This window comes from Thalassospiraceae bacterium LMO-JJ14 (genome assembly GCA_021555105.2).
Taxonomy (GTDB): domain Bacteria; phylum Pseudomonadota; class Alphaproteobacteria; order Rhodospirillales; family Casp-alpha2; genus UBA4479.
In genome coordinates this window covers 2,217,087-2,240,347 of record CP134604.1, presented here as the reverse complement: position 1 = coordinate 2,240,347, position 23,261 = coordinate 2,217,087, and the positions used below count along the sequence as shown (strand labels likewise).

At 61.0% G+C, this 23,261-nt stretch carries 1 protein-coding gene (only partly in view); it reads right to left on the bottom strand.

Going from position 1 to position 23,261, the window contains the following annotated elements; all coding sequences use genetic code 11:
- Positions 1-23,261: the 5' portion of a LamG-like jellyroll fold domain-containing protein gene (locus L2D14_10505; protein WNJ98304.1), read on the bottom strand. It extends 4,858 nt beyond the left edge of the window; the window shows 23,261 of its 28,119 coding nt (coding positions 1-23,261); the start codon lies at positions 23,259-23,261; its stop codon lies beyond the left edge, outside the window.

Below are 23,261 nucleotides of genomic sequence, written 5' to 3'. Positions count from 1 at the left end.
ACAACGAAACCGCCATCGGAAAGCACGGCAAGGTCAATCTGGTTTTGCCCGTCTGACGAATCTGCCGTCGCCAAAGCCGAAGTCGAACTGAATGCGGACAACGGCGTTCCTGTGGAATCAAACACCCGATAGCGAACATCGGTATCGACGCCATCGTTCTGCAGCCAAGCGATGGCAACATTCCCGTCATCGAGTACGGCCACATTCGTATTGCCGACATTTGTCGGCGTGCCGAAGTTGATCTGATAAACGTCCGCGCCGGCCGTCACGCCGTCCCTGGAAACTGCGGCACCCGTGGCATCGAAGCGCTGTGCTTCGATCGTTTCATTCGTCACGTTTTCCCAAACAGCAAGGAAACCGCCGTCCGGCAGCGCCGTAACCTGCAATGCGTCTTCATTATCAGCGGTTGCCGCGATATCGCCGTTCGTTACCGGTGAGCCGTCGGCAGAGGAAACGATGCTGAATTTGACATCCGCATTCGTGACATCGCTAAACGTCACAAGAAGGTTACCGTCCGCCAGTTCGACTATATTCGGATACAGTTCGGAAACGCCCGTCACCTGGGATGCCGAAAACTGGGAAGCCCTGACGGTGCCGTCCTCGTTGTAAATGGTGACGTAAGCGCCTTCGAGGAACGTCGCATCGTGATAGTGAGTGTAGGCGATGGCAAACCCGCCGTCTGACAAGCCAATCACATCCGGGTGTTCCTGATTGTTCGCCGTTGTCGAGTTCACCAGGAATTCCGAACCGACCGCATTCCCAAGTGCATCGTAACGCTGTGCATAGACGCCGAGCGTCGCACCCTCGTCCTGTCCTGTCGATGTCCAGGCTATGACATAGCCGCCATCCACCAACGCGCCGACGGAAGGATCGAGCTGGTCGCTTGCCGCCGTGGAATTGACCTGGGTTTCGCCGGTGTTCGTGACGCTCTGCGCGCCGACCAGTTCATACGTCAACGGGTCGCTGTCCATGTCCTGAGCGTATATGCGGCCTTGAACCATGGAACCAACGTCCGTGACGACCGTAGATGCGTCGACCCAATTGGCACCGCCGTGCATGTCACCGTCGGCGGCATTGTGGCTGAGATCGCGAACCGTGCGGTCCGTGCCTTCGCTCAGCGGCCAGTACCCGACAAGGCCCTCTTCACCGCCGACCAGTTCATGGTTCAGGTTCGATGAAATTTCGACGGGCGTGCGTACATCGTCCCAGACCCTGACATCGGCGATCTGGCCGTCAAAGAAGTGCTGCATGCCGCCGTTGACGCCGATGAACAATTCGCCGTTATCGCCGCCCGTTGGATGCGCCGTATAGCTGACGGGTGAGCCGACTGCGGTGCCATCGACATACAGGGTGATCGTCTGTGCCGATGCATCGCGGACCAGGGCCACATGTGACCACGCGTCCAATGCGATCCCGGTGGATGTGAATGGTGAAATGCTCTCATCTGACCCGGCGCCGTTTTCCTGCACCCACTGCACGTTGCCGCCTGTGGTTATGTAAAGTTCATAAAGCGAATTGTTGGGCGCATCGTCGGTTGTCGCCTCGCCGGAGAAGCTGAAGACCCGGCCCGCACCGAAGCTTTCCGGGTTGACCCAGAACTCGACCGTCATATCGCCCTTCAGCGCCAGCGGGTTATCGCCGACACCGTCATCGGCGATTTTCACGAAGCCGGTGGCGCCGTCGAAGTCCATGCCCGACGCGTTACCCGGCTGCGGTGGAACCTCGCTGGAAACGGTGACGTTCGTCAGCGATCCGGTGTAACCGTTGCCGCTGGCGTCATAGGCGCTGCCCGTCAGGCCATCGTCCATCGGCCAGGCGCCGATCAACTCATCCGTCGTGGCCGCCGGCACACGGCCCAGCATCGCTGTGCGAACGGCGGCTTCGGGAAGATCCGTGTTCCACAGCATCATATCCGATAGCTCACCGGTGAACCCGGCGTCTTCACCGTCGACGTCGACCCCAAGGAACATGCTGCCGGACACCCCGGCCATATTCAGCGCGCTGGCATCCTCCGTGGCAGCAAGCGTGCCGTCGATGTACAGCTCAAGATCGGTACCGTCATAGCTGACGCCGAAGTGCGTCCACTCGCCGTAATTCCAGCCGTTTCCGGCATTCAGCGTGACCGTCGTTGTACCGTCATAAATTTCGACGAAGACCTCGCCCTCATCGCCGACAGAAACCATCAGCGGGTTCGGCGTAGAACCGCTCAGGTCATTGATCTCCATGATCCGGTTTTCCGTCGCCGATGCGGCGACGTTGGCCCAGAACGTCAGTGCCAGGGCATTATCGGGGATCGTCACCGTGCCCATGCTGGCCATGCTTGAGTCTGCATCCGAGAACGACAGCGACGTGCGCGCGTCATGCGACAGTGCAAGCGTTGAATGCTGATCCGTCACCAGCGCGCCGGACGGGACCGTGGCTTCGTTGCCGTTACCGGTCAGATCGGCAACCGTGGTGCCGGTGCCTTCGTCGGCGCGCAGATATGCCACCAGCCCGGTCGTTGCCGGATCGACGGTGGTGTGCATGTCCGCCTTGATTTCATCGTCGGTGCGGACGGTATTCCAATAGCGAACTTCATCGATGTCGCCGACAAGGCCGAGGCCCGTGGTCACGTCTCCGAAAGTCAGCGCGCCGACGTTGGTAAACGTTTTACTTGCACTCGAGCCGGCCTGACCATCAACGACAACCTCGAAACCGTTGTCGGCGCTGTCGAAACGTAATGCAACATGGTGCCAGTCGCCGTCCAGCACGTCGACGGCAGGGCCAACGGAGTCAACGTCTCGGACAAAGCCGTCCAGTCCGCCGCTGGCATTGAACTTGACACCAAGATCATGCGTTCCACCAACGGCCGAGAACAGGATATCGCCGGCATCCTGCGTGCCGTCGGCGCGGAACCAGGTCTCGATCGTGAAGTCGGCTGGCGTCGTCGTCACACCCGGCAGGACAAAGGTTTCGGTGTCGGCGAGGCTGATATGCGATCCGCCGTCATAGCCGTCCATGACAGGCGCGTCATCGCGCACATTGTTGACTTCGAAGGCGATGGTCTTTTCGGTATAAAGACCGTCGCTGTCGGTAACGCGGATCGTGAACGTATCCTCGCCGGTGAAGTTCGGCACCGGCTCGTATTCGAAGGCACCGGTCGTCGGATCGACAACCAGTTCGCCGAAGTGCGTGTCATCGACAACCTTGAAGGTAAAGGTCTCACCGGCATCGCTATCGGCCACGCCGATTTCGCCACGCAGGAACCCACCTTCATCAACGAACGTGTGATCGGCATAGACATCGGGGGCGGTATCGACCCACGTCGCACCGGTGATCGTGCCGTTGTAGTTGCCCGCCACATCGTCGGCCGCCACACCCACACCTTCGTTCAGTGGCCAGGAACCGACCGGATCATACAACGCAACTTTGCCGCCCGACATCACCGTGCCGATATCGCTTACACCGAGGGACACATTGTACATCTGCACATCGGCTATCACGCCGTCAAAGAAATCCAACGGGTTACCGCTTCCGTCCTGACGTGCACCGATCTGCAGTGACGCCGACGTGTCGTTAAGGTTCGCGGTGTCGATTTCAGATGTGTTCGCCGACGTAACAACGCCCAGTTCGACACCGTTCTTGAAAGCCTTGACGACAGGCGAGCCACCGTTCATTTCGACCGTGAATGCGACATGCGCCCACTCACCAGCCGAATAGTTGGCATCGAACGTCCAAAAAGCCTGAGTCGCTGGATTTGATTCATCGGCAAGAATGACATCCAGATCACCGTCACCGCGCAGGCGGAACAGATATCCCTGATCGCCGTCCTTGTATTTGCTGACGATCGAATGAGTGCCGACCGTATCGGGTTTGACCCAGGCGGAAACCGTCATCGCGGCGAGACCGTCGACGTCGGCGACATCGCCCATGCTTACATATGTGCTCGAGCCATCGAATTCGAGCGCATCACCCTTAACAGGTACCGGTAATGGCGCCGTGTCGAATGCCACGAATGCACCATTCTGCAGGGTGCCATCGTTGCCGGTTGCAGAACTATCGGTGACGGTCGCGGTTCCGCCAGTGTCGTTCAGTCGGTAATAGCCGACAAGGTTCGGCTCCGACGACGAGAATACTGTGGTGCTGTTGTTGCTGATCTCGCCGCTTGTGCGGACATCGTCCCAGATACGGACATCTCCGATATCACCCTGGAAATTCTCCTGATAGCCGTCATCGTTATCGAAGTCGCCAATAACAACGGGTTGCGAGGAACTAGGTGCGGGGATCAGAAGCCCGAGGCCACTATTGTCGATTTCAGCGCCGTCCAGATAGAGCTTTATGTTTCCGACCCCGATAATGCCGGATTCAATTACCAGCGCGGCGTGATGCCATTCGCCATCTCGGAGATCGGTCGATCCGGACAGTGGTGTCGATCCGCTCCAGCCGGTCAAGTAGCCACTGGAATCGATTAAAAGAGAGTATTCACTAGCACCGCCACCATCGGTTTCCTTCGTGATGATCCGCTGGGAACCTGTCCCGTTCGGGTCGGCACGGAACCATGCCTCAACAGTCACGTCGGTGGCGCTCTGCGTGGCGTCATTTGCGATGACCACATTGTCGTCGGTGCCGTCGAACGTCGTGTAACGCAACAGGTGGGCGGCAACATCGCTGTCCGTTGTCGATGCCGGGTTGGTGTCCGCGCCGTTGCCGCTCAGGTCGGCGTAAGAGCCGTCAACATTCTTCTCGTCGAAGTCCCAGTACCCGACCAGATCGGTTGCCTGGGCAATTTCATCGTCGCTTAGATGGCGCTGATAGGCATCGGCGATCTGATCTCCGGTGCGGACCGAATTCCAGACACGAACCTCGTCCATCAGACCCGCATAGTCGTCACTCAGATCAAGTGCGCCGAACAGGAGCTCGCTCGCCGACCCGCCAGACGCCTCGCCGACGTAGTCGATGGTTTCAAGCAACTCGCCGTTGACATAGAAGCTGACAGTCCCGGCATTCGTATCGCGCGTCGCGGCGACGTGTGCCCATTCACCGGCGACCAGCGGCGTCGCGGTTGTCGTCGGCGTCACGTTGGCGAGGGATGCATCTTCGTGGAAGAAGCGCAACGCACCTGATGCCTGCATTTCCAGGCTATACAGCACATTGCCGGCAAGCGTTTCATCTGCCCTGCCGAATGCAAGCAGGTGCGCATTCTTGAGTTCCGAGGGCTGTATCCACATTTCGACCGTGACATCGCCCGTGATGGCCAGCACATCACTGTCTCCACGTCCGGCATTGAGCACGCTGGCACCGTCGAACTGCAGCACCGTTTCGTGCGCAGAAATACCGAGCAGTTGCGGCGCGTCGACACGCTCGCCGATCGACAGGGTTAAGACCTGCGACCGGGACGCGCCGTTTGCGTCCGTGACCGTCGCCGTGAAACTATCGGATCCAGAATAATCACTCGCTGGCGTGTACTTGAACGTACCGTTCGACAACAAAGAAAGCGTGCCGTTAGAAGGCCCGGCGTCGAGCGACCACGTCACGGCATCGCCTTCCGCATCGGTGGCCTGCAAAGTGCCGACAATCGGCGTGTCCTCATCAAGCGTGATCGTCGATTCATAGATGTTTTGCGAAACGGCAACGCTTGTCGCACCGCTCACGGTGCCGGTATTGTCGTGGCCCGAATAATCAACCACCTCGCCCGTGCCCGACGGATCGTCGAGACGCCAGTTGCCGACCAGGCCTTCCTGCGGCAATTGCAAATGACCGAAGTTGTCGCCGCCGATCTCCGACGCATCGCGCACATCGTCCCAGATACGCACATCGGCGAGCATGCCGCTCCAGCCGTCATAGGTTGAGCCGGCGGTGTCGGTATCGCCGATCAGAAGGTTACTGACGGCTGTCAGCGAGCCCGGCGAAGTGTCGATACTGGCCGTGCCCCCGGCCACGCCGTTCACATAGAACGTCGCATCGCCGTCACGGTCTGCGGTGACGGCAACATGCACCCATTGCCCCATGGGGATGGTCGCCGTTGAGAAGACATTGCTGGTGTTTCCATTGGCGTCTTCCATCGCCAGTTCCAGCGTATCGCTGGCGCTGACGCCTAACATCCAGCCCTTGAAGGCGGAATCCCGGTTGTCGATGATGACGTTCTCGGTCCCCGACGTGTCACGATAGACCCACGCTTCGACACTGAAATCGTTGGTCCCGGTCGAGAGCTGGTCGTTGTCGAGGACCACGATCTTGTCATCGACACCGTCGAATTGCATCGCCTGTGCCGGCGGAATCAGGAATTGCGGCTCGGCATCGTCGCCGGCTTCAAGCGCCCCCAGATAAGCATCGTGGCCGTTGCCGGTCAGGTCCGCGAAAGTGCCCGCAGCCGTGTCCTGCTGATCCGCCTCGAACTGCCAGTAGGCAACCAGGTTGTTTTCCGAGCCCGTCAGGCTCGTGTTGGTGTTGTTGGAAACCTCAGCTTCGCTGAGCGCGGTGTTCCAGATACGGACCTCGTCGATGGCCGTGTTTGCAAAGGCCGTGTCGCTGACTGTCTTGCCCATCAGAAGCGGATCGGTGTTGGAAACATTCCAGCCAGACGGATCATTGTCCCGCCCCGCAGTCTGGCTCCAGCCGGTTGACGAACCGTCGAAATAGGCATCGAACGTGCCGTTATCGCGGTCGAGCGTGAATGTGATCTCGTGCCAGCCGTCGATCCCGGTCAGGTCGTACTTCAGTTCCGCCTTGTTTGCTGCATCGACGCCGCCGTCCCCCATGCGCACGTACAGATATCCGCTTTGAATGAAGACGTTCCAGCCTTCGACGCTCGACGTCGCGTTGCCCTTCGAAAGCAGCGATTGAAGCGACGATGTGTCGCGGAAGTCCGCCATCAACTGAACGCTGAAGCTGCCTTCGCCCGGGTTCAGCGCCGGATCGTGCAGGACCTGAATATAATCGTCGACGCCATCCATCTGCACGGTACCGGACGTGGTCTGCGCCCCCAGGATTTCCGGCGTGTCATTCACGGCCTCGACGCTGACGGCAATGGTCCGCGTCACCGTCGCCGAACCATCGCTGACCTTGACGCGGAAGCTGTCCGCACCTGAATAATCGCCGGCGGGCGTATAGACGAACTCGCCGTTGCTGTCGATGCTGACCGTGCCGTGTCCGGCATCCTGATCGAGCGTGAATGTCAGCGATGCGGTCTCGGCATCCGTCGCGGCCAACGAACCGTGTACAGCGATATCCTCGTCGGTCGAGAACGAATAGCTGTAGACCGGCGCCGCACCGTCGACGAACTGCGGATCGCCGACGATGGATCCGTCAATACCACCGGCGCTGTCCGTGATTGTCGTGCCAGCCGTCACCGCGCCCAGATCGTCATTCAGGCGCCAATTGGCGATAAGGTTCGTCGAATTGCTATCGACATATCCTGTCATGCCGTCGCGAATTTCATTGTCCGTACGAACGTCGTTCCAGACCCGGACATCGGCGATATTGCCATTAAACAGGTTCGCGGCCGCGTCACCGTCCTGACTGCCGATGGCGAACAGCGTGGACGGGTCGATGGTGCCGCCAACACCCGTTATGGTGTTGTCCTTCACCCCATCGATATAGAACGTCATCGTGCCGCCCGCGGCCGCCGCGTCGTAACTGACGGCAACGTGTTGCCATTCGTTTGCCGCGACGGTGGATGTCGAGTACGTCCAGCTGCCACCATCCGTTTGCAGCCCGAGTCTGCCGTCCGACCAAATAACGAAACTGGTCCCGAAGGTATCCGAAGCCTTGGAGACGATGTTGCCGTAAGCCGAAACCGTGTCCGGCTTGATCCAGGCTTCGTACGTGATGGCGGACATGCTGGCCGGCGCGCCGCTGATCGAAACGTAATCGGCGCTGCCATCAAACTCGAGCGACCGCGCGAACGGAATCGGCGTCGGCGATGTTGACGGATAGATAAGCGTCGTGCCCGTGAGCGTGCCGTCGTTGCCGTTCGGCGTGCTGTCGGCGCCGTCCTGATCCAGTCGATAATATGCTGCCAGATCCGCCTCTCCGCCGTTCAGGCGAGACGTATAATTATCGGAAATCTCCGTCGATGTGCGGATATCGTCCCAGACCCTGACGTCGGAAATTTCGCCGTTAAAGTTCGCACTGCCCAGACGGTTGATGCCGATCTGCAGGTTGCCGTCGGGCGCGAATGTGCCGATGTCCTGGTTCAACGTCATCGTGCCGCCTGCCGGCGCACCATCGAGATAGGCGGCGAATGTCTGCGTCGACGCATCGTAGGAATAAGCGATATGGTGCCATTCGCCGTCGTTCGTCGAGTTTGCGCTCAGCGTAAAGACGTCGATCCCGCCCGAGCCCGCGACCTCCAGGTTCGGCTGGCCGTTGGTGACGTAAATCTGCATCGCGTTGGTGCCGTCAGCGCCGACATCGTCGCTTGAGACAACGGCCACCGTGCCTGTCGAGGTTGTCTTGTACCAGGCCTCTACCGTATGCGAGCCGGATATCTCCGGCGGGCTGGCCGTGGTGATTTCGTCGGTGGAGCCGTTGAAGCTCATCGTCGGGGCGAACGCATCCGCGGGCGAACCCTGCCCGACGACGGCGTCGTTCCCGTTGCCGGAATGATCGATTGCCGTCCCGGCGTCTGTGATCTGATCGAACCGCCAGTAGCCTTCGAGGTTCGTGGTGTCGACACCGGCATCGAGGCGCTGCTGGTAGTTCCCGGCGATGTCCTCGGCGGTGCGCGCTTCGGACCAGATACGCGCTTCGTCCATCTGGCCGATATACCATGACTTGTTGGCCGACCCCGTCTGCGACTGACCAAAGATGACACCACTCGTGACATCGATGTTCCCAGAAGTGAAGGTGCTGCCATTGGTGGCATCATCCGTCCAGCCGGTGTTCGCCCCGTCAAGATAACCGGAAATCGTTCCTGTAGCCTGTGACTGATCCAGCACCAGGGCAACGTGGTGCCAACCATGTTCCAGGCCCGATATGTCGATGGCTTGTCCAGCCGCATTCGAAACAGCCGGCGTGCCGCCGGTTCCGGTCGTTGCAACGCGAACCTTCAATTCGGGCGATGTATCTAGATTGGCCAGGAATATGGATGTGCCTTCCCAACCACCGGCCAGGTTGCCTTTCGCCATCAGGAACTGCTGGCTTGAGTCCAATTCGTTGGCGCTGCCGTCCCAGTAGAACCAGACCTCCATCGTCTGGCTGCCGGTGCCCGGGCGCAGGTTCGCAGCGTCTGCGACGACGACTTTGTCATCGACGCCGTCGAACTGAATTCCGCCCGACGTCGGCGCCACGCCCAGCAGCGCCGGCGGATCATTATAGGCCGCCGTGTTGATGGTGATCGTGTCGGTGCTCAGGTTGCCTTGCTCGTCGGAAACCGTGACCGTGAACGTATCCGCGCCGAGATATCCCGACGGCGGCGTGTAGGTGAAGTTACCGTCCACATCGACGTTGACCACCCCACCCTGCGTGGTCGCGGCATCGGACTGAACCGAGAAGACAAGCGAGGTCACCCCGTCCGGATCGATGGCACCGATGCTACCGGTAAACGTCTGGTCCTCGTCCATCGTGATCGCGGCGGAGAACACCGGCGCGGCGGCTTCTGTCGCCTGCACGGCGGTCGACGTGCCGTCGTAGCCGTGTATCGAGGAATCGCTGATCGCCGAACCGTCGGCGCCGTCGAGTTTGTAGTGCGCCAGAAGCCCCTCTTCGTCCGGCTGTGGGAAGTCTTCACGGCCGTCGGCGATATCGCTCGTGGTACGCGCATAATCCCAGATCCTGAGATCGGCGATCTCGCCGTCGAAGAAGTGGGCGTTGCCAGCGGCGTTCTGACCGATATAGGCAAGGCTGTTGCCAAGGTTCGGCGATACCGCAGCAGAGCCGTCCTCTACGCCATCGATAAGAAGACTCGCCATGCCGGAGGCAGCGTCGTAGCGGACCGCGACATGATGCCAAATTCCGTCATTTACTGTGCCGCTGCTGACCGCCGCACCGCCGTTCAGAACCTGCAATGTGACCGTGCCGTTCGCCAGGGTGCGGAATTGTGTCAGCGAATTGGTACCAGGGTTATCGCCGATAGTCAGAATTTCGCCGTCAGCCGTCGCAGTCGTCTTGATCCAGGCTTCGTAGGTGAAGCTGTCGGTCCCGGTCGACAGCGCCGCCGCATTCGCGGACAGGTCGACATTGGACGACGTGCCGTTGAAATCCGACGCCTTGATCAGATGATTGACGGTCTCGCCCGACGCCGTGTCGGCATCCCCGTCAAGCAGCGGATCGCCGGCGTAAAGGCGATTACCGTTCGCGGACAGATCGCTGGCATAACCTTCGTCATGGGCATCGATGTTGTCGAAGTTCCAGTACCCGGCGAGCGTGCTTTCAGATGCCGGCGCAGCGATCTTGGTGGCGTAATTCTGCGCGATCTCAATATCCGTGCGCGCTTCCTTCCAGAACCGGATTTCGTCGATGGCGCCCTGAAGATAACCGCTGTCGTCGTTGGCCTTGCCGATCAGCAGCGGATCGCTGTTGCTGAGCGGGAAATCGCTCGCGGTTGTGACATCGTTGCTGCCGGACAGCATCCCGTCGATATAGAAATCCGCATTGCCGTCGCGGTCGACCGAGATCGCCACATGATGCCAGCCATCGGCATCGAGGGTGCCGGAACTTGAACCGCCGGCATTGAGTTGCATACCGTCGCCCATTTCCAGGCTGATAATACCGCTGGCGTCGATAAAGGCATGTACGCCGACGCCATTCGCGTCGCGTTTGTCGAACAGCGTCATCGTGCCCGACAGTTCCGCCAGATCGACCCAGGCTTCGAAGGTGAAATCGTCGGCGCCGAAATCAAGATCGAAACCGTTGTCGTCGATCTGCAGGTAATCGTCCTGACCGTCCAACTGCACAAAAATCTGGGCATCGCTGGCGCCGAGGATCGTCGGTGCGTCCGGCGCGCTGTCGACGGTGACCGTGATGACTTGCGTAGAATACGCGCCGGTGGCGTCGTAGACCTTGGCGGTGAAGGTATCGGTCCCCGAATAGTCGGCATCTGGCGTATAGGTAAATTCGCCGGTGGCAGCATCGATATCCAGCGTCCCGTGATCAGGATCGCCGCCCGGGAAAACGGTGTACGTCAGAGAACCGGAAGACAGGTCCTCGGCCGCGATAATACCGGTATAGGCGCTGTCCTCGGTCAACGTAATCTCGGTGCCGTAGATCGGCGGACCGAATGACAGAGAACCCGGGACCGGCTCGCTGGATTCGCCTGCCGTTGACGTCGCGCCCAGATTGGCAGTGTTACCGGCGGTGGAAAGGTCGCTGACCGTCCCAGTATTAATGTCGGCAGCGCCCAGATCGTAATGCCCGATCAGGCCCGTCGCCGCGTCATCGACGCCGCTCCGGTAGATGCTCAGGATATCGTCGTCGCTGATCCCCTGATTGAAGATAGCGACATCGGCGATGCGACCGTCAACAAAGCGATTATCACTTCCATTGACATCGCCGATCAATGTTTCGAGGCCGACCGCATCGGGGATTGAAACCGACGTTGTATGAGTTTTTACGACCTCGCCGTTAACGAATAATTTAACCACCGATCCGTCATAAGTAGCAGCGACGTGAACCGGTTTGCCGACCTCGAACACTGCTGCATCCGTAACAACGGACGGACCGGTAGCTGAAAGATAGAGCCGCAGCTTGCCACTTTCGAATTCTTCCAGAACAAACGCCCGCTCTGGCGATACGCTTCCGAACCGGCTGATGAGGCTCTGAATATCATCCGGATCGCTGGTTACATCGTAGGTGGTTAACTTATCCAGTTCTACCCACGCGCTCAGCGACAACCCGCCCGAGAACCGGAAGTCGCTACTGTCAGGAATGCTGATCACATCATCCGCGCCGTCGAAATCGAGTGCGCGCGCCACGTTGTCGCCCAGCAGCAGCGGCGAACTGTCGATGAAAGAGACATTACCTTGCACGGTGCCGTTCGACGCGGTTGTGTTGGTCTGGTAGTCGTTGGCGTCGCTTTCGAGCGGGAAATACCCGATCAGACCGGACTCGTCCCCGTTCAGGCGTACGTCCGCATAGTCGGAGAGTTCCGTACCCGTCCGCGCGGTGTTCCAGACGCGGAAATCGGCAATGTCGCCGTCAAAAAAACTGGACCCGTTGTTATCAACGCCAATGCGGGCGAGCGATGTTCCGAGGTTGACGCCGCTCATCAGCTGCGTCCCGTCGGCGACCCCGTCGATGTACATGGTCAACTGGCCGGTGCCTGCGGTGCCGTTGGTGGAATCATCGAAGACGAAAGCGACGTGGTGCCATTCGCCGTCATTCACCGCAACGGTGCCGGCAGGACCGCCCTGACCGCTGAATTGCCCCCGTAACACGCCGGTCGTGGCCTCGACGAAGAACTGGCTCGCCGTATTCGTTCCGGTCGTGCCGATCGTCGCGATATATTCATGGCTCGCGTCGGCATTGTCGGTCCTGATCCACGTTTCGTACGTGAAGCTGCCGCTGCCCGTCGACAGCGAGGATGGATTAGCAAGTGCGATATAGTCGCCATTCCCGTCGAACGTTGCGGCAGCACTCCTTGAATCAACCGGCGGGCCTTGAAGAACCTGCACATCGTTGCCGTTGCCGGTGACATCGACTGCGGCGCCGGATGCATTCAGCCCGTCGAACGTCCAGTTGGCAACAAGTCCCGCTTCCGTCGTCGGATCATCGATACGGATATCGTAGTTGTCGGCGATTTCGGTCGCCGTGCGCGCATCGCTCCAGACGCGGACGTCGCTCATCGCGCCATCGAAATAACGATCATTCGTATTGTTAAAGTGGCCGATTTCCAATGGTAAAGTGCCGGAAACGAGCGTGTTGCCGGTGAAGTCCAGCGTAGCGACGGACGCACCGTCTACAAACAGGGAAATTTCCTTGTTCGTATCGTCGACGGTTACGGCGACGTGCTGCCACTGCCCCGCCGTGATCGTCGCCCCCGCGTTAAGCCCCATGACCGGGTTGGAATTTCCGGTCCCCGCAATGAAAATCAGTTCGCCCGCCGCATTGACGTACAGGATGGCTTCAGAGTTGTCGTTTAACTGGCCGCTCGTCACGGTCGGCTTGCTCATGATCGCCGCTTGCGTCGTCGGCAGTTCATCGAGATTGACCCATGCTTCGAGCGTATAGCTTGCGCCCAGCGACGTGACCGGTGTCGTCACGATATCGTCGGTGCCGTCGAACTGCAGCGCGCCGGCGTTGACGCTGGCGCCGAGGATGTCCGGCGGATCGTTGACGCCGAGCGTCACGTCACGGGTCAGCGTTTCACTGTCGCCGCCATCGCCGTCATTGACCACGAACGAAATCGTCCGCGTTGTCGTATCCGGCGGCGATCCGACATTATTAAAGGTCACCGCGCGCGCCAACGCCTGCGCTGCCGCCGGGGACGAACTTGAATTGAAGGTCACCACCAGATCAGAATTGTCGGTGACGCCACCAGAGACGGTGCCGATCAGTGTGCCTTCATACGTCACGTTAGTGCCGTCGAAGCCGATCTCGCCGGTCGACGTGCCGATATCCTGGATCGACAGCCGGTCGTTCGTCGTCGCGTTGACGCTGACCGAAACAGTTAACGTGCCGCCGTCGAAATCGGCGGAGTCCGGATCGCTGATGGTGATGCCGTCGTCAACGGCGATCGCGCCCTCGCCCTCGGCAAAGGCGATGGGCACAATCGGATTGCGGTAGGTCGTCGAGAAAATGCCGAGACCGCTTGCGTCCAGATCGTTGTAGACGACCGAGTAGCCGCCGTCGGTATGCGGGACCACAGCCGTTTGCGGGTTGAAGGTGGAAGCGCCTGTGTCTTCGACAAGGAACACATCCGTCGTCGGCGTGCCGTCGTTGGCATACTCGCGCGCCCGCACACCCTGCGGCGACACGTTCGTGTAGTATGTAACGACGAACCCGCCGCCATCCAGCGCCGTCACTTCGGGGTTTTTCTGTTCCAGCGTCGTTTCGTCGGAAACCTGGAACTCACCGGTGACAGGCGTGCCGTCCGGCTGGTAAATACGCGCCGCGACGGCCGAACTGGAAGCACCCGCCTGAGTCTGCCAGGTGACGACGAAGTTGCCGTTGTCGAGCGTCGTAACCTCGGGAACCGCCTGCGTACCCGTGGAGTCCGTCTCCACCTGAAACTCGGCGACTGCCTCGGTGCCGTCCGCGTTCAGGATGCGGGCATAGATGTTGGCGTTGGTGTTGGCCGAGTAGGTAATAACGAACTGGCCGTTCGCCAGCGGTGCTATCTGCGGCGTATTGATGTTTCCGGTCGCCGAGTTGGCGCGGAACTCGTCGACGGCGACCGTCAGGTCGGGGTCATAGATCTTCACGGCGGCATTGCGGTCGGTAACGCTGTCCATTGTTGCGTCGGAGCCATACGTGACGGCGATCTGCCCGTTCGAGAGCACCGAGACCGAGGGATCTGTCTGGATGTCCGTGGTCAGCGTATTGACGAGGGTTTCGGACCCGACCTTGGTGCCGCTTGCGTCGAACTTTTGCATCACGATGGCGGCGTTGCCGGTATCGGCGCCAAACGAGTCGGCTTGATAGACAATGACGAACCCGCCATCCGCCAGCGCCGACACATCGGGCCGCGCCTGCCCGCCCGTCGTGATCGTGTTGGCAATAAACTCGTCCGTGCCGATGACCTCACCAGCCGCCGTCATGAGCCGCACGCCAATGCCGAGGCCGCTACCGTCGGTCTGCGGGTCGAGGGAATCCCAGACAACAACGACATTGCCGTTGTTGAGGGCTGCCGCCGAGAACCGGGCCTGCTCGCCGTCGGTCTCGGAGTTCACCTGTACCTGCGGGTCGGTGATATCGACCGTGCTGCTGGTGCTGGCGATGGTCGGCCCCTCGGTGATCGTCACCGTGATGCCGCTCGCCGTATAGCTGAGGGCGGCCGCCTGGTTCGACGCCAGACCGGTGACGTTGACACTCTCGAACACGTCCGTCAGATCGGTATCGGTGTTGTTGTAGGTGACGATATTAAAGCTCTCACCCGCGGCAACGCTGCCGCCGAAGTTCAGGTTCAGTACGTTCGACCCGCCGTCGAGATCGAGGCTGTCGGCGCTGAGGACGTCGAAATCGGACGTGCTGGCGATATCGAAGGTCATGCCGCCCGACGTCGACAGGTCGACGTCGCCGACGACCGTGAGATCGCCTGCCGGATCGATGATGCCGTTGTTGACGAAGCTGCCGCCGGCGCTGAAATCGATAGTCCCCTCGCCGGTGATGATACCGTTGTTGGTGATCGTCACACCGCTGGCGACCGTAACCGTCGTCCCGGCGGCGATATTCAGGATGTGGCTGCCGGCAACGCTTAGGTCCGCATCGACGCCGAGAGTGACGTTGTCCAGCGTCGTCGTACCGGCCCCGTTGAGACTGAAGGTGTCGTCGATGCTATAGGCGGCCGAGCCGCTCAACTCGAGCGTCGCTCCTGATTCTACGTCAACCGCACCGGCAATTGTGCCACCGGCGGTCAGTTCCAGTGTTCCGCTATCGACATCCACGCTGCCATTCAAATCGACGCTGACATCAATAGACGTGCTGCCGCCACCGGCTGATCGCGCCAGCGTACCGTCGACCGTCAACGTACCGCTGCCGGTACCTGCGTTGATGCCGTCGGCGTCTTGGAGATCGAGCACGCCGCCGCTGGCGACCGTAATACTTGAGCCACCGGCGAGAATGAAATTCTCGTTTCCGGTTTGCAGGATAAGATCGCCCGCGACCGTCATGTCGACATTGTCGAAGGTTTTGGTGCCGCTGCCCTGGGATTTCGACTGGTTGGCGCCGGATGAGTTGATGGTGATCGCCAGGTCTTCGACACTTAGATCATCGGTCCCGGTGCTGCTGGCCCCGAACGTGATTTTCGACATCGCCAGGCTGCCGGTACCGCCGAGAATCCCGTCCTTGAGAAAGAGCGAGCCGTCATCGTCGTCGACGGCGCCATTCACATACAGCTCACCGTCCGTGTTCAGTTGCAGGCTGTTGCTGATTTCGCCGCGTCCGATGAACGATGCGTCGAATTTGAAATCTATGAACTGTTCGACCGTCAGCGAACTGCCGTTGGAAATGGTGAATCCGTTACCGATCGATACCGCGCCGACGGAATAGCTGTTGCCGTCACCCAGGGTCATGCCACCGGAACCATCAATAATGTAAGCATGGTGCGCGATGGTCGGAACAACACCTGTGGTACCGTTCGCATCCGGTCCGATATGCGCCCAGGTGGCTGCATTGCCCCATTGCGCGCTCCCCGGATTGGCGTTGGTGCTGGTGGTGATCAGATCGAGATTGACCGTGACGCTGTCAAACGTCGTCCGTGCGATCCCGGACGAACCGCCGTCATCGACGATCTCGAATTCAAGACTATCCGGCCCGGTCTGCCCGTTGACCGTGTAGACGACACCGTTTGAAGCGGCGAGGATCGAGTTGATCTCGCTCAGCGTTCCCGACAGTGTCACGTCGTAGGTACCGTTGCCGGTTATCGCCACGTTTGTGCTGCCCGGATCGAACGTCAGCAGTGCGGTTTCCCCGGTGGTATAGATATTTACGGTATAGTTGCCGCCCTGGTCGTCGCTGTCGCTGATCACCAGTCCTTCAATCGGGAAATTCGCTGCCCCGGCACCGGCGATGGTCGGTTCGTTGACCACAGCGCCGGCGTTGGCGATCGATGCCTGATCGATATCGGTGTCGACCTTCAGCGTCACCGTCTCGCCGCCGACGGTCGCGGTATAGACGTTGTAGTCGTTCAGGACGCCATTGACCGAGATGCTTTCCTGACTGCTGTCCAGCGTCCACGTCCCGTCCTGCGCAACGGACTCGATACTGCCGACATTGCCGCCCGTGCCATCGTCGTGAATGACGAGGGTGTTGTTTTCGTCCGTGATCTTGACAACACCTTCGGCATCCAGATAGGCATCCGTTGAATCAGACAGGAAAATGCCTTCGATCTCGCGCAGTACGTCCGTCGCATCGTTGGTCTGTGTCGGGTACACTGCTGTGGCGGGCGGCATGCCGTCGACAAGCGTCAGATTGCTGCCGGAAAATTCAATGGCGTCGTCACCGGCTCCGCCGCTCAGCGAAGCCTCTGAGCCGCTGTATAGCAGCAGATCGTCGCCCGCACCGCCATCCAGTATATCGGCACCGCCGCCGCCGCTGATCGTGTCGTTTCCGGCACCAGCGAATATCTCGTTGACCGTGCTGTCACCCGTCAGCACGTCGTCATACCGCGATCCGTGAATATCTTCGACGCCGCTGATGGCATCGTTTCCGGCGCCGCCGCTCGCCGTACCGTTTGCCAGATCAACAGTCACGCCGGCGCTTGCGGTTTCGTAAGACACTTCGTCCTGGCCGTTGCCGCCGATCAGGCTGTCATCTCCCAAACCACCGAACAGAATGTCGTTGCCGTCACTGCCGTTCAACGTATCATTGCCGGCACCGCCGAACACGATATCGCGCCCGGCGCCGGCATTGATGTTCGGCCCGGCTGACGTCGAAAACAGCATGTCGTTACCGGCGCTGCCGATAAAGTCCGGGTCGAACAGGAAGGTCTCGTCCGCCTCGCCCTGTTCGGTAATCGTGATGCTTTGCAGTGGCGTCGCGCCGAAGACACCGACGACCGTCGTCGTGTGCGTATTGCCGTCCGCATCCAGAATGCTGAACAGCATATCGGTGCCGGAACGCTCGACCCCGGCGACCCCGCGATTGGTCAAATCGATGGTCAGCGTATCGGTGCCGCTGCTGTCCGTGATGATTGTGTCGTCGCCTTCGGACAGGATGAACTTGTCCGCGCCTGTACCACCGACCAGGGTGTCGTCGCCGGCGCCGCCGTCGAGGGTATCGTCACCCTCCTGCGCATAGATGGTGTCGTTACCTGCGCCGCCCGAGAAGGTCTCCACCGCTTCGTTCCCCAGCAGCAGGTCGTCGGCGTCGGTCCCTGTCTCGGCAAGCTTGGTCAGGTCGAGCGTGGCGTCGGTGAACTGGATTTGCTCGATCCCTTTGAGCACATCCTCTCCCTCGGCGCCGACCAGTGTCAGCGCCCCGTTCGGGTAATGACCGACGGTCAGGGATTCCAGATCGCTGTCGGTATCGTAGGTGGCGTCGAAAGTGAATTCGTTGACAGAATTGGTGTATATCGCCGTATCCGTCCCCGTACCGCCATCGAGCGTGTCGTTGCCGGCGCCGCCGCCGAGCGTATCGTCGCCGGTACTGCCGACCAGCAGGTCGTCGCCGTCATCACCGCTGATCACGTCATCGCCCTGACCGCCGGACATCTGGTCATTGCCGGCGCCGCCGAACAGCGTGTCGTTACCAAGGCCGCCGGCAACCATTTCGTCGTCGCCGTCGCCCGAGAAGTCGTCGTCGCCGTCACCGCCAAAGAACTGCGTCGTCGCGCCCTGCGCGCTGGCATCGATGGTTTCACCGCTGTCGCCCGCTTCATATATAGAGTCCGTGACGTCGAGCTTGATGCCGCCCTCGAATTCCAGGGTGCGGATATCGGTCAGGGTGTCCGAGCCCTCGTCATCGTCGGTCGCGAATTCATCGGTGACGTTGAGGAAGTAATGATCGCTGGAGGGTGACGGATTGCCGAGCTGCGCCAGGTTGCCGATGTTGACCGTCTCCGCCGACGACAATGCCGAGATCGATGCGACAGTGACCAGTGTCGGCTGCACGATGCTTTCGATGTGCACCTGCTGGATATCGTCGCGCTCGGTGCGGTCGGCGGTGGCGATGGCGTCGAGCACATAGACCTGATCGCTGAGCGTGGTGTTGGCACTGGTGACCGCATCATCGAGCGTGGTCTGGATATTTTCCAGCACCGTCAGATAACTTTCTGCGATGGTCGTATCCAACGGCTCCGCTTCAAGTGCTTCGGCGTCGATCAGACCCGAAAGTGTTGAGATGGCAGAGGACAGATCACTTGATGCGTTGACGGCGAATGCGCTCGAGTTCGCAACAATGAAAGCATCCGAACTGTTGGTCGACACTATCTGGTCGGCATCGAATAGCAGACCCTGGGTATCGCCGCCCCGGTCCGATCCGAGAATGCTGTCCAGTGCCGCCGACAGCGTCGCGTCCACGGCCTCGAACGGGGCGCGCACGGTGGCACCGTCCTCGGTGATATCGAAGTCGCCGATATCGCCGGCATAACGCGCGACGACGCCGGTATCGAGGGTCAGGTTGTCGACCTCAAGAATATCGTCGCCTTCGCCGCCGTCGAGGGTAACGTCGAGCGGTACGGTCGCGGACGCAGCTTCAACCGTCATCGTATCCGGCCCGCCGAAGCCCTCGGCCACGCCGTCGCCGGTCATGACAATGGTGTCACCGAAATCGCTGCCGAAGACCTGGCCGCTGCCGTCGGTTTCCGTAACCGATTGCAGGTTAAACGTGCCGTCAGCGAACTGCAGGGTCTCGATTTCCGTTACCGTGTCGGTTTCGCCGGTGGTGTTGTGCACCACGGTAAAGACACCGGTCGACACGTTGGTCACCGTGTAGTCGGCCAGATTGCCGGAGAAGATAGCGCGGTCGGTACCGTCACCGCCGGTAATGTCATCGTTCCCGGCGCCGCCGGTGATCGTGTCGTCCTCAGACCCGCCGTCGATGACGTCAGCACCATCTCCGCCAAGCAGAATGTCCGCACCGCCGAGGCCGATCAGCGTGTCGTCACCGGCGCCGCCGGTCAGACTGTCGTTGACGCCACCGCCGGTCAGCACGTTGGCGTTGGCATCGCCGGTCAGCACGTTGGCCAGGGTCAGCGACCCGGCCAGGTTCTCGATGCTGGTGATCGTCAGGCCGGCGAGGCCGTTGGCGGTGCTAAGTCCGGACGCCAGCAACGTTGCCAGATTGGCCGTCACCGTGCCCGACTGGGCGTTTTCGAAACTGAGCGTGTCCGAGCCGGCGCCGCCGCGGACCGTATCGGTGTCGCCGGTTTCAGCATCGATGACGAACGTATCGTCGCCGTCGTCGCCTTCGAGAATGTCGTTGCCGGCGCCGCCTTCCAGCGTATCGTCGCCATCGTCGCCGTACAGAATATCCGCACCGGCACCGCCGAAAATACTGTCGTCGCCGTCGCCGCCGAAGACGACGTCCGCGCCGTCGTCGGCATCGATGACATCGTCACCGCCCAGCCCGTCGATGATGTCGCGACCGGACGTCGACAGGATCGAGTCCTCGGTCGAGATAAAGTCGCCCCCATCCGTGCCTTCGATCGGATTGGCGGACGCTGCGAACGATATGTGCGATGCATTTGCAAGATTGTTTGAGAAGTGGTTGGTCTGAAGGCCGCTGAAGCTCGACCCGCCGACTGTATTCAAATGCTCGGCGACCGCGCCCATGGCGTGGAACGCCCCGCGTGCGAGCGCATCGAAATCGCCGGTGTTGCTGTCGAAATGTCCCGTTACTTCCTGAATCAGCGTCGCGATATTGCCCTTGTGCGCGGTCACGGTTGAAGCCGTGAAGCCCGTTAGATTGCTCGCAACTTCATTCAGGATCGACTCGATACCGGCAGCGGAATCGAAATCGGTGGAACCGGTGGCGAGATGATTGGCAAACGCGCTCATCACCTCCTCGATCACCTCGGATGCCGATAGGCTCGGATGGCTGCCGGTGATCGCCTTGGTCAGAATCTGCACCACCGACATGATCTTGAGCCCGGCGGCGAATACCGGGCCGTCACTGCCTGCAATCGGGTCGTAGTCTCGCAGGTCATCGCCGGCGGACAGTGAAATCGAGAATTTCGTTAGCAGAAGGTCATGTGCCGCGTCTTCGTCGTCGGCAACGCCGTTATCCACCATGTGCTGGATCAGCGTCGTCAGTGGCGTGACGACACCTGAATTCGCAGGTGCCTTGAGTATCCCCTCGAAACGCAGACCGGTCGTGACGTCGACCCCGCCTGTCACATACACCGGGAACCCGCTCAAACTTGATGGAATCGTCAGAATGTATTGGCCGTAGGCGTCCGTGGACGTGAAGGTTTCGCCACTGTCGTAGGCAGCATTGGCGTTGGCGTCGATAAACACCGTGGCGCCGCGCAGATAACCGTCGATGACACCGCCGCTGGCGGAAACGTCCTGGTCTTCATCTTCGTCATCGTTGGTGACGTCGTCATCGCGGTCATTATCTTTCGGGGTTGTTGATTCCCCCACTGTTTCCGGCGGGGGCGGCGGTGGCGAGGTAAAAACCGGTGTGATGACTGTCGTTGGCGGCGGCGACGTAGTCGTCGTCGTTGTTGTCGGCGGTGGCGATGCGGTCCCTTCCCCTTCGGCGCCGCCTTCCTGGCCTTGTTCAGTCTCGGTTCCTGCGGCTTCAGCCTCTGCTGCTGCGGCTTCCGCTTCTGCTGCTGCGGCTTCCGCTTCGGCTGCTGCGGCTTCCGCTTCGGCTGCCGCTGCTTCCGCTTCCGCCGCTGCTGCTTCCGCTTCGGCTGCCGCTGCTGCTTCCGCTTCGGCTGCCGCTGCTGCTTCCTCTTCCGCCGCTGCTGCTGCCGCTTCCGCCGCTGCCGCTTCCGCTTCGGCTGCCGCTGCTGCAGATTCCGCCTCTGCCGCCGCTGCCGCCGCTGCTTCGGCTTCCGCCGCCGCTTCCGCCGCCGCCGCTTCACGGGCCGCCGCCGCTTCCACCTTCGCCGCCGCTTCGGCCTGTTTAGCTTCCGCATTTTGTTGTGCGGCCTGTGCCTGGGCATCGGCCTGCTGGGCTTCCTGCTGCACTTCTTGTTGCTGTTGCTCGACGTCCTGCTGCAGGTGGGTTTCCACCCCGGCGGCCTGCGCCGCCTGGACAACCGCGTTTTCAGGGCTCGACTCGATGGCCTGCGCCTTGGCTTCCGCCGCGGCTTTCGACGCCGTTGCGGCTTCCACTTGTTTCTGCGCCGCCTCGGCACCGATCTGCGCGGCCTCGGCTTCCTTGGTGGCGCTTTCAGCCGCCGCTGCTTCGGCCTGTGCGGTTGCTTCCGCCGCCGCCGCCGCTTCCGCCGCTGCCGCCGCTTCCGCCGCTGCTGCCGCCGCCGCCGCCGCTTCCGCCGCCGCCGCCGCTTCCGCCGTTCCTGCCGCCTCTGCCGCCGCGGCCGCGGCTTCCGCCGCCGCCGCCGCTTCGGCTGCAGCCGCCGCCGCTTCGGCCGCCTGGGCTTCCTGCGCCTGCGCCGCCGCTTCGGCTGCCTGGGCATTTTCCTGTGCCGCCTGAGCCTCGGCCGTTGCCGCCTGTTCGGCTTGCGCCGCTTGCTCGGCTTCGGCCTGTTTCTGTTCCTTTTCCTGCTCGGCGGATTCTGCCTGCTGGCGGACCTGCTGCTGTTCCTCGAACGCCTGCGTCGCTTCGGCGACGACTTCCGGCGGCAGGGCGGCTTCCGCATTCGGAAGGTTTTTCATGGCCGAACCGAAGGCCTGGCCGAACTGCCTGGCCGTCATCACGAACGGCTGCGACGGGGCCGCATCGCGGCTGCCGACAGACAGCGCCTGGAAAGCCTGGTTGATGGTCTGCGATCCGCCTTCGTTGGTGATCGTCACTTCGCCGACGATATCGCCGCGCTCGTTGGCGATGGCGATGGTCATCTGCCCGCGCGCATTCACACCGCCGCCGCCCGCTGTGCCGCGAATACCGATGGTCGCCGTCGGCGTATCGACCGTCATGGCGTCAACGCCGGTCTTGGCGATCTGCCCGGAAACGAAGGTAAATGCACCCTGCAGCAGCGAGATCGCGGCCTGCCCCTGCTGGGCCGCCGGGTCGTAGATCATTTCATCAAGCACCATGCGGCCGCTTTCGCCGAGCGCGAACGTGCTTTCATCGGCAAAGACAATGCCCACGGCACCCTTACCGCCGGTTTCAATGACATCGCCCTGAAAAACCGGATCGCCGGCCTGAAGGGTCACCTTGGAACCGTCGGCGCGCGTTACCTCGACCGTGCCTTCGATGGTCTCGACAGTGCCGATCGGTTCGACCTGGGCGATTTCCTGAACCTGCGCGAGTTGCACGTCCGTGCGCGGCCCGGCCAGGAGCGTTGCCGTTTCGCCTTTCAGGACAACACCGTCGGGGGTTGTGATATCGGGCGGTGAAGGCTGATTGAAGTAGCCGCGGACGACGACGACTTCGCCGTCGGGGCCTTTGATGATCAGATCCGGGCCGGATCTGTCGAAATCGGCGCGCAGGAACCATGCCCCCTCAATAACGATATCCTGGCCGGCTTCCGCCGTAATCAGAATCTGGCCCTGGATATTCGTTTGACCGCTGCCGGAGTCAGATCCGGCATCAGGTGGCATGTTATTCAT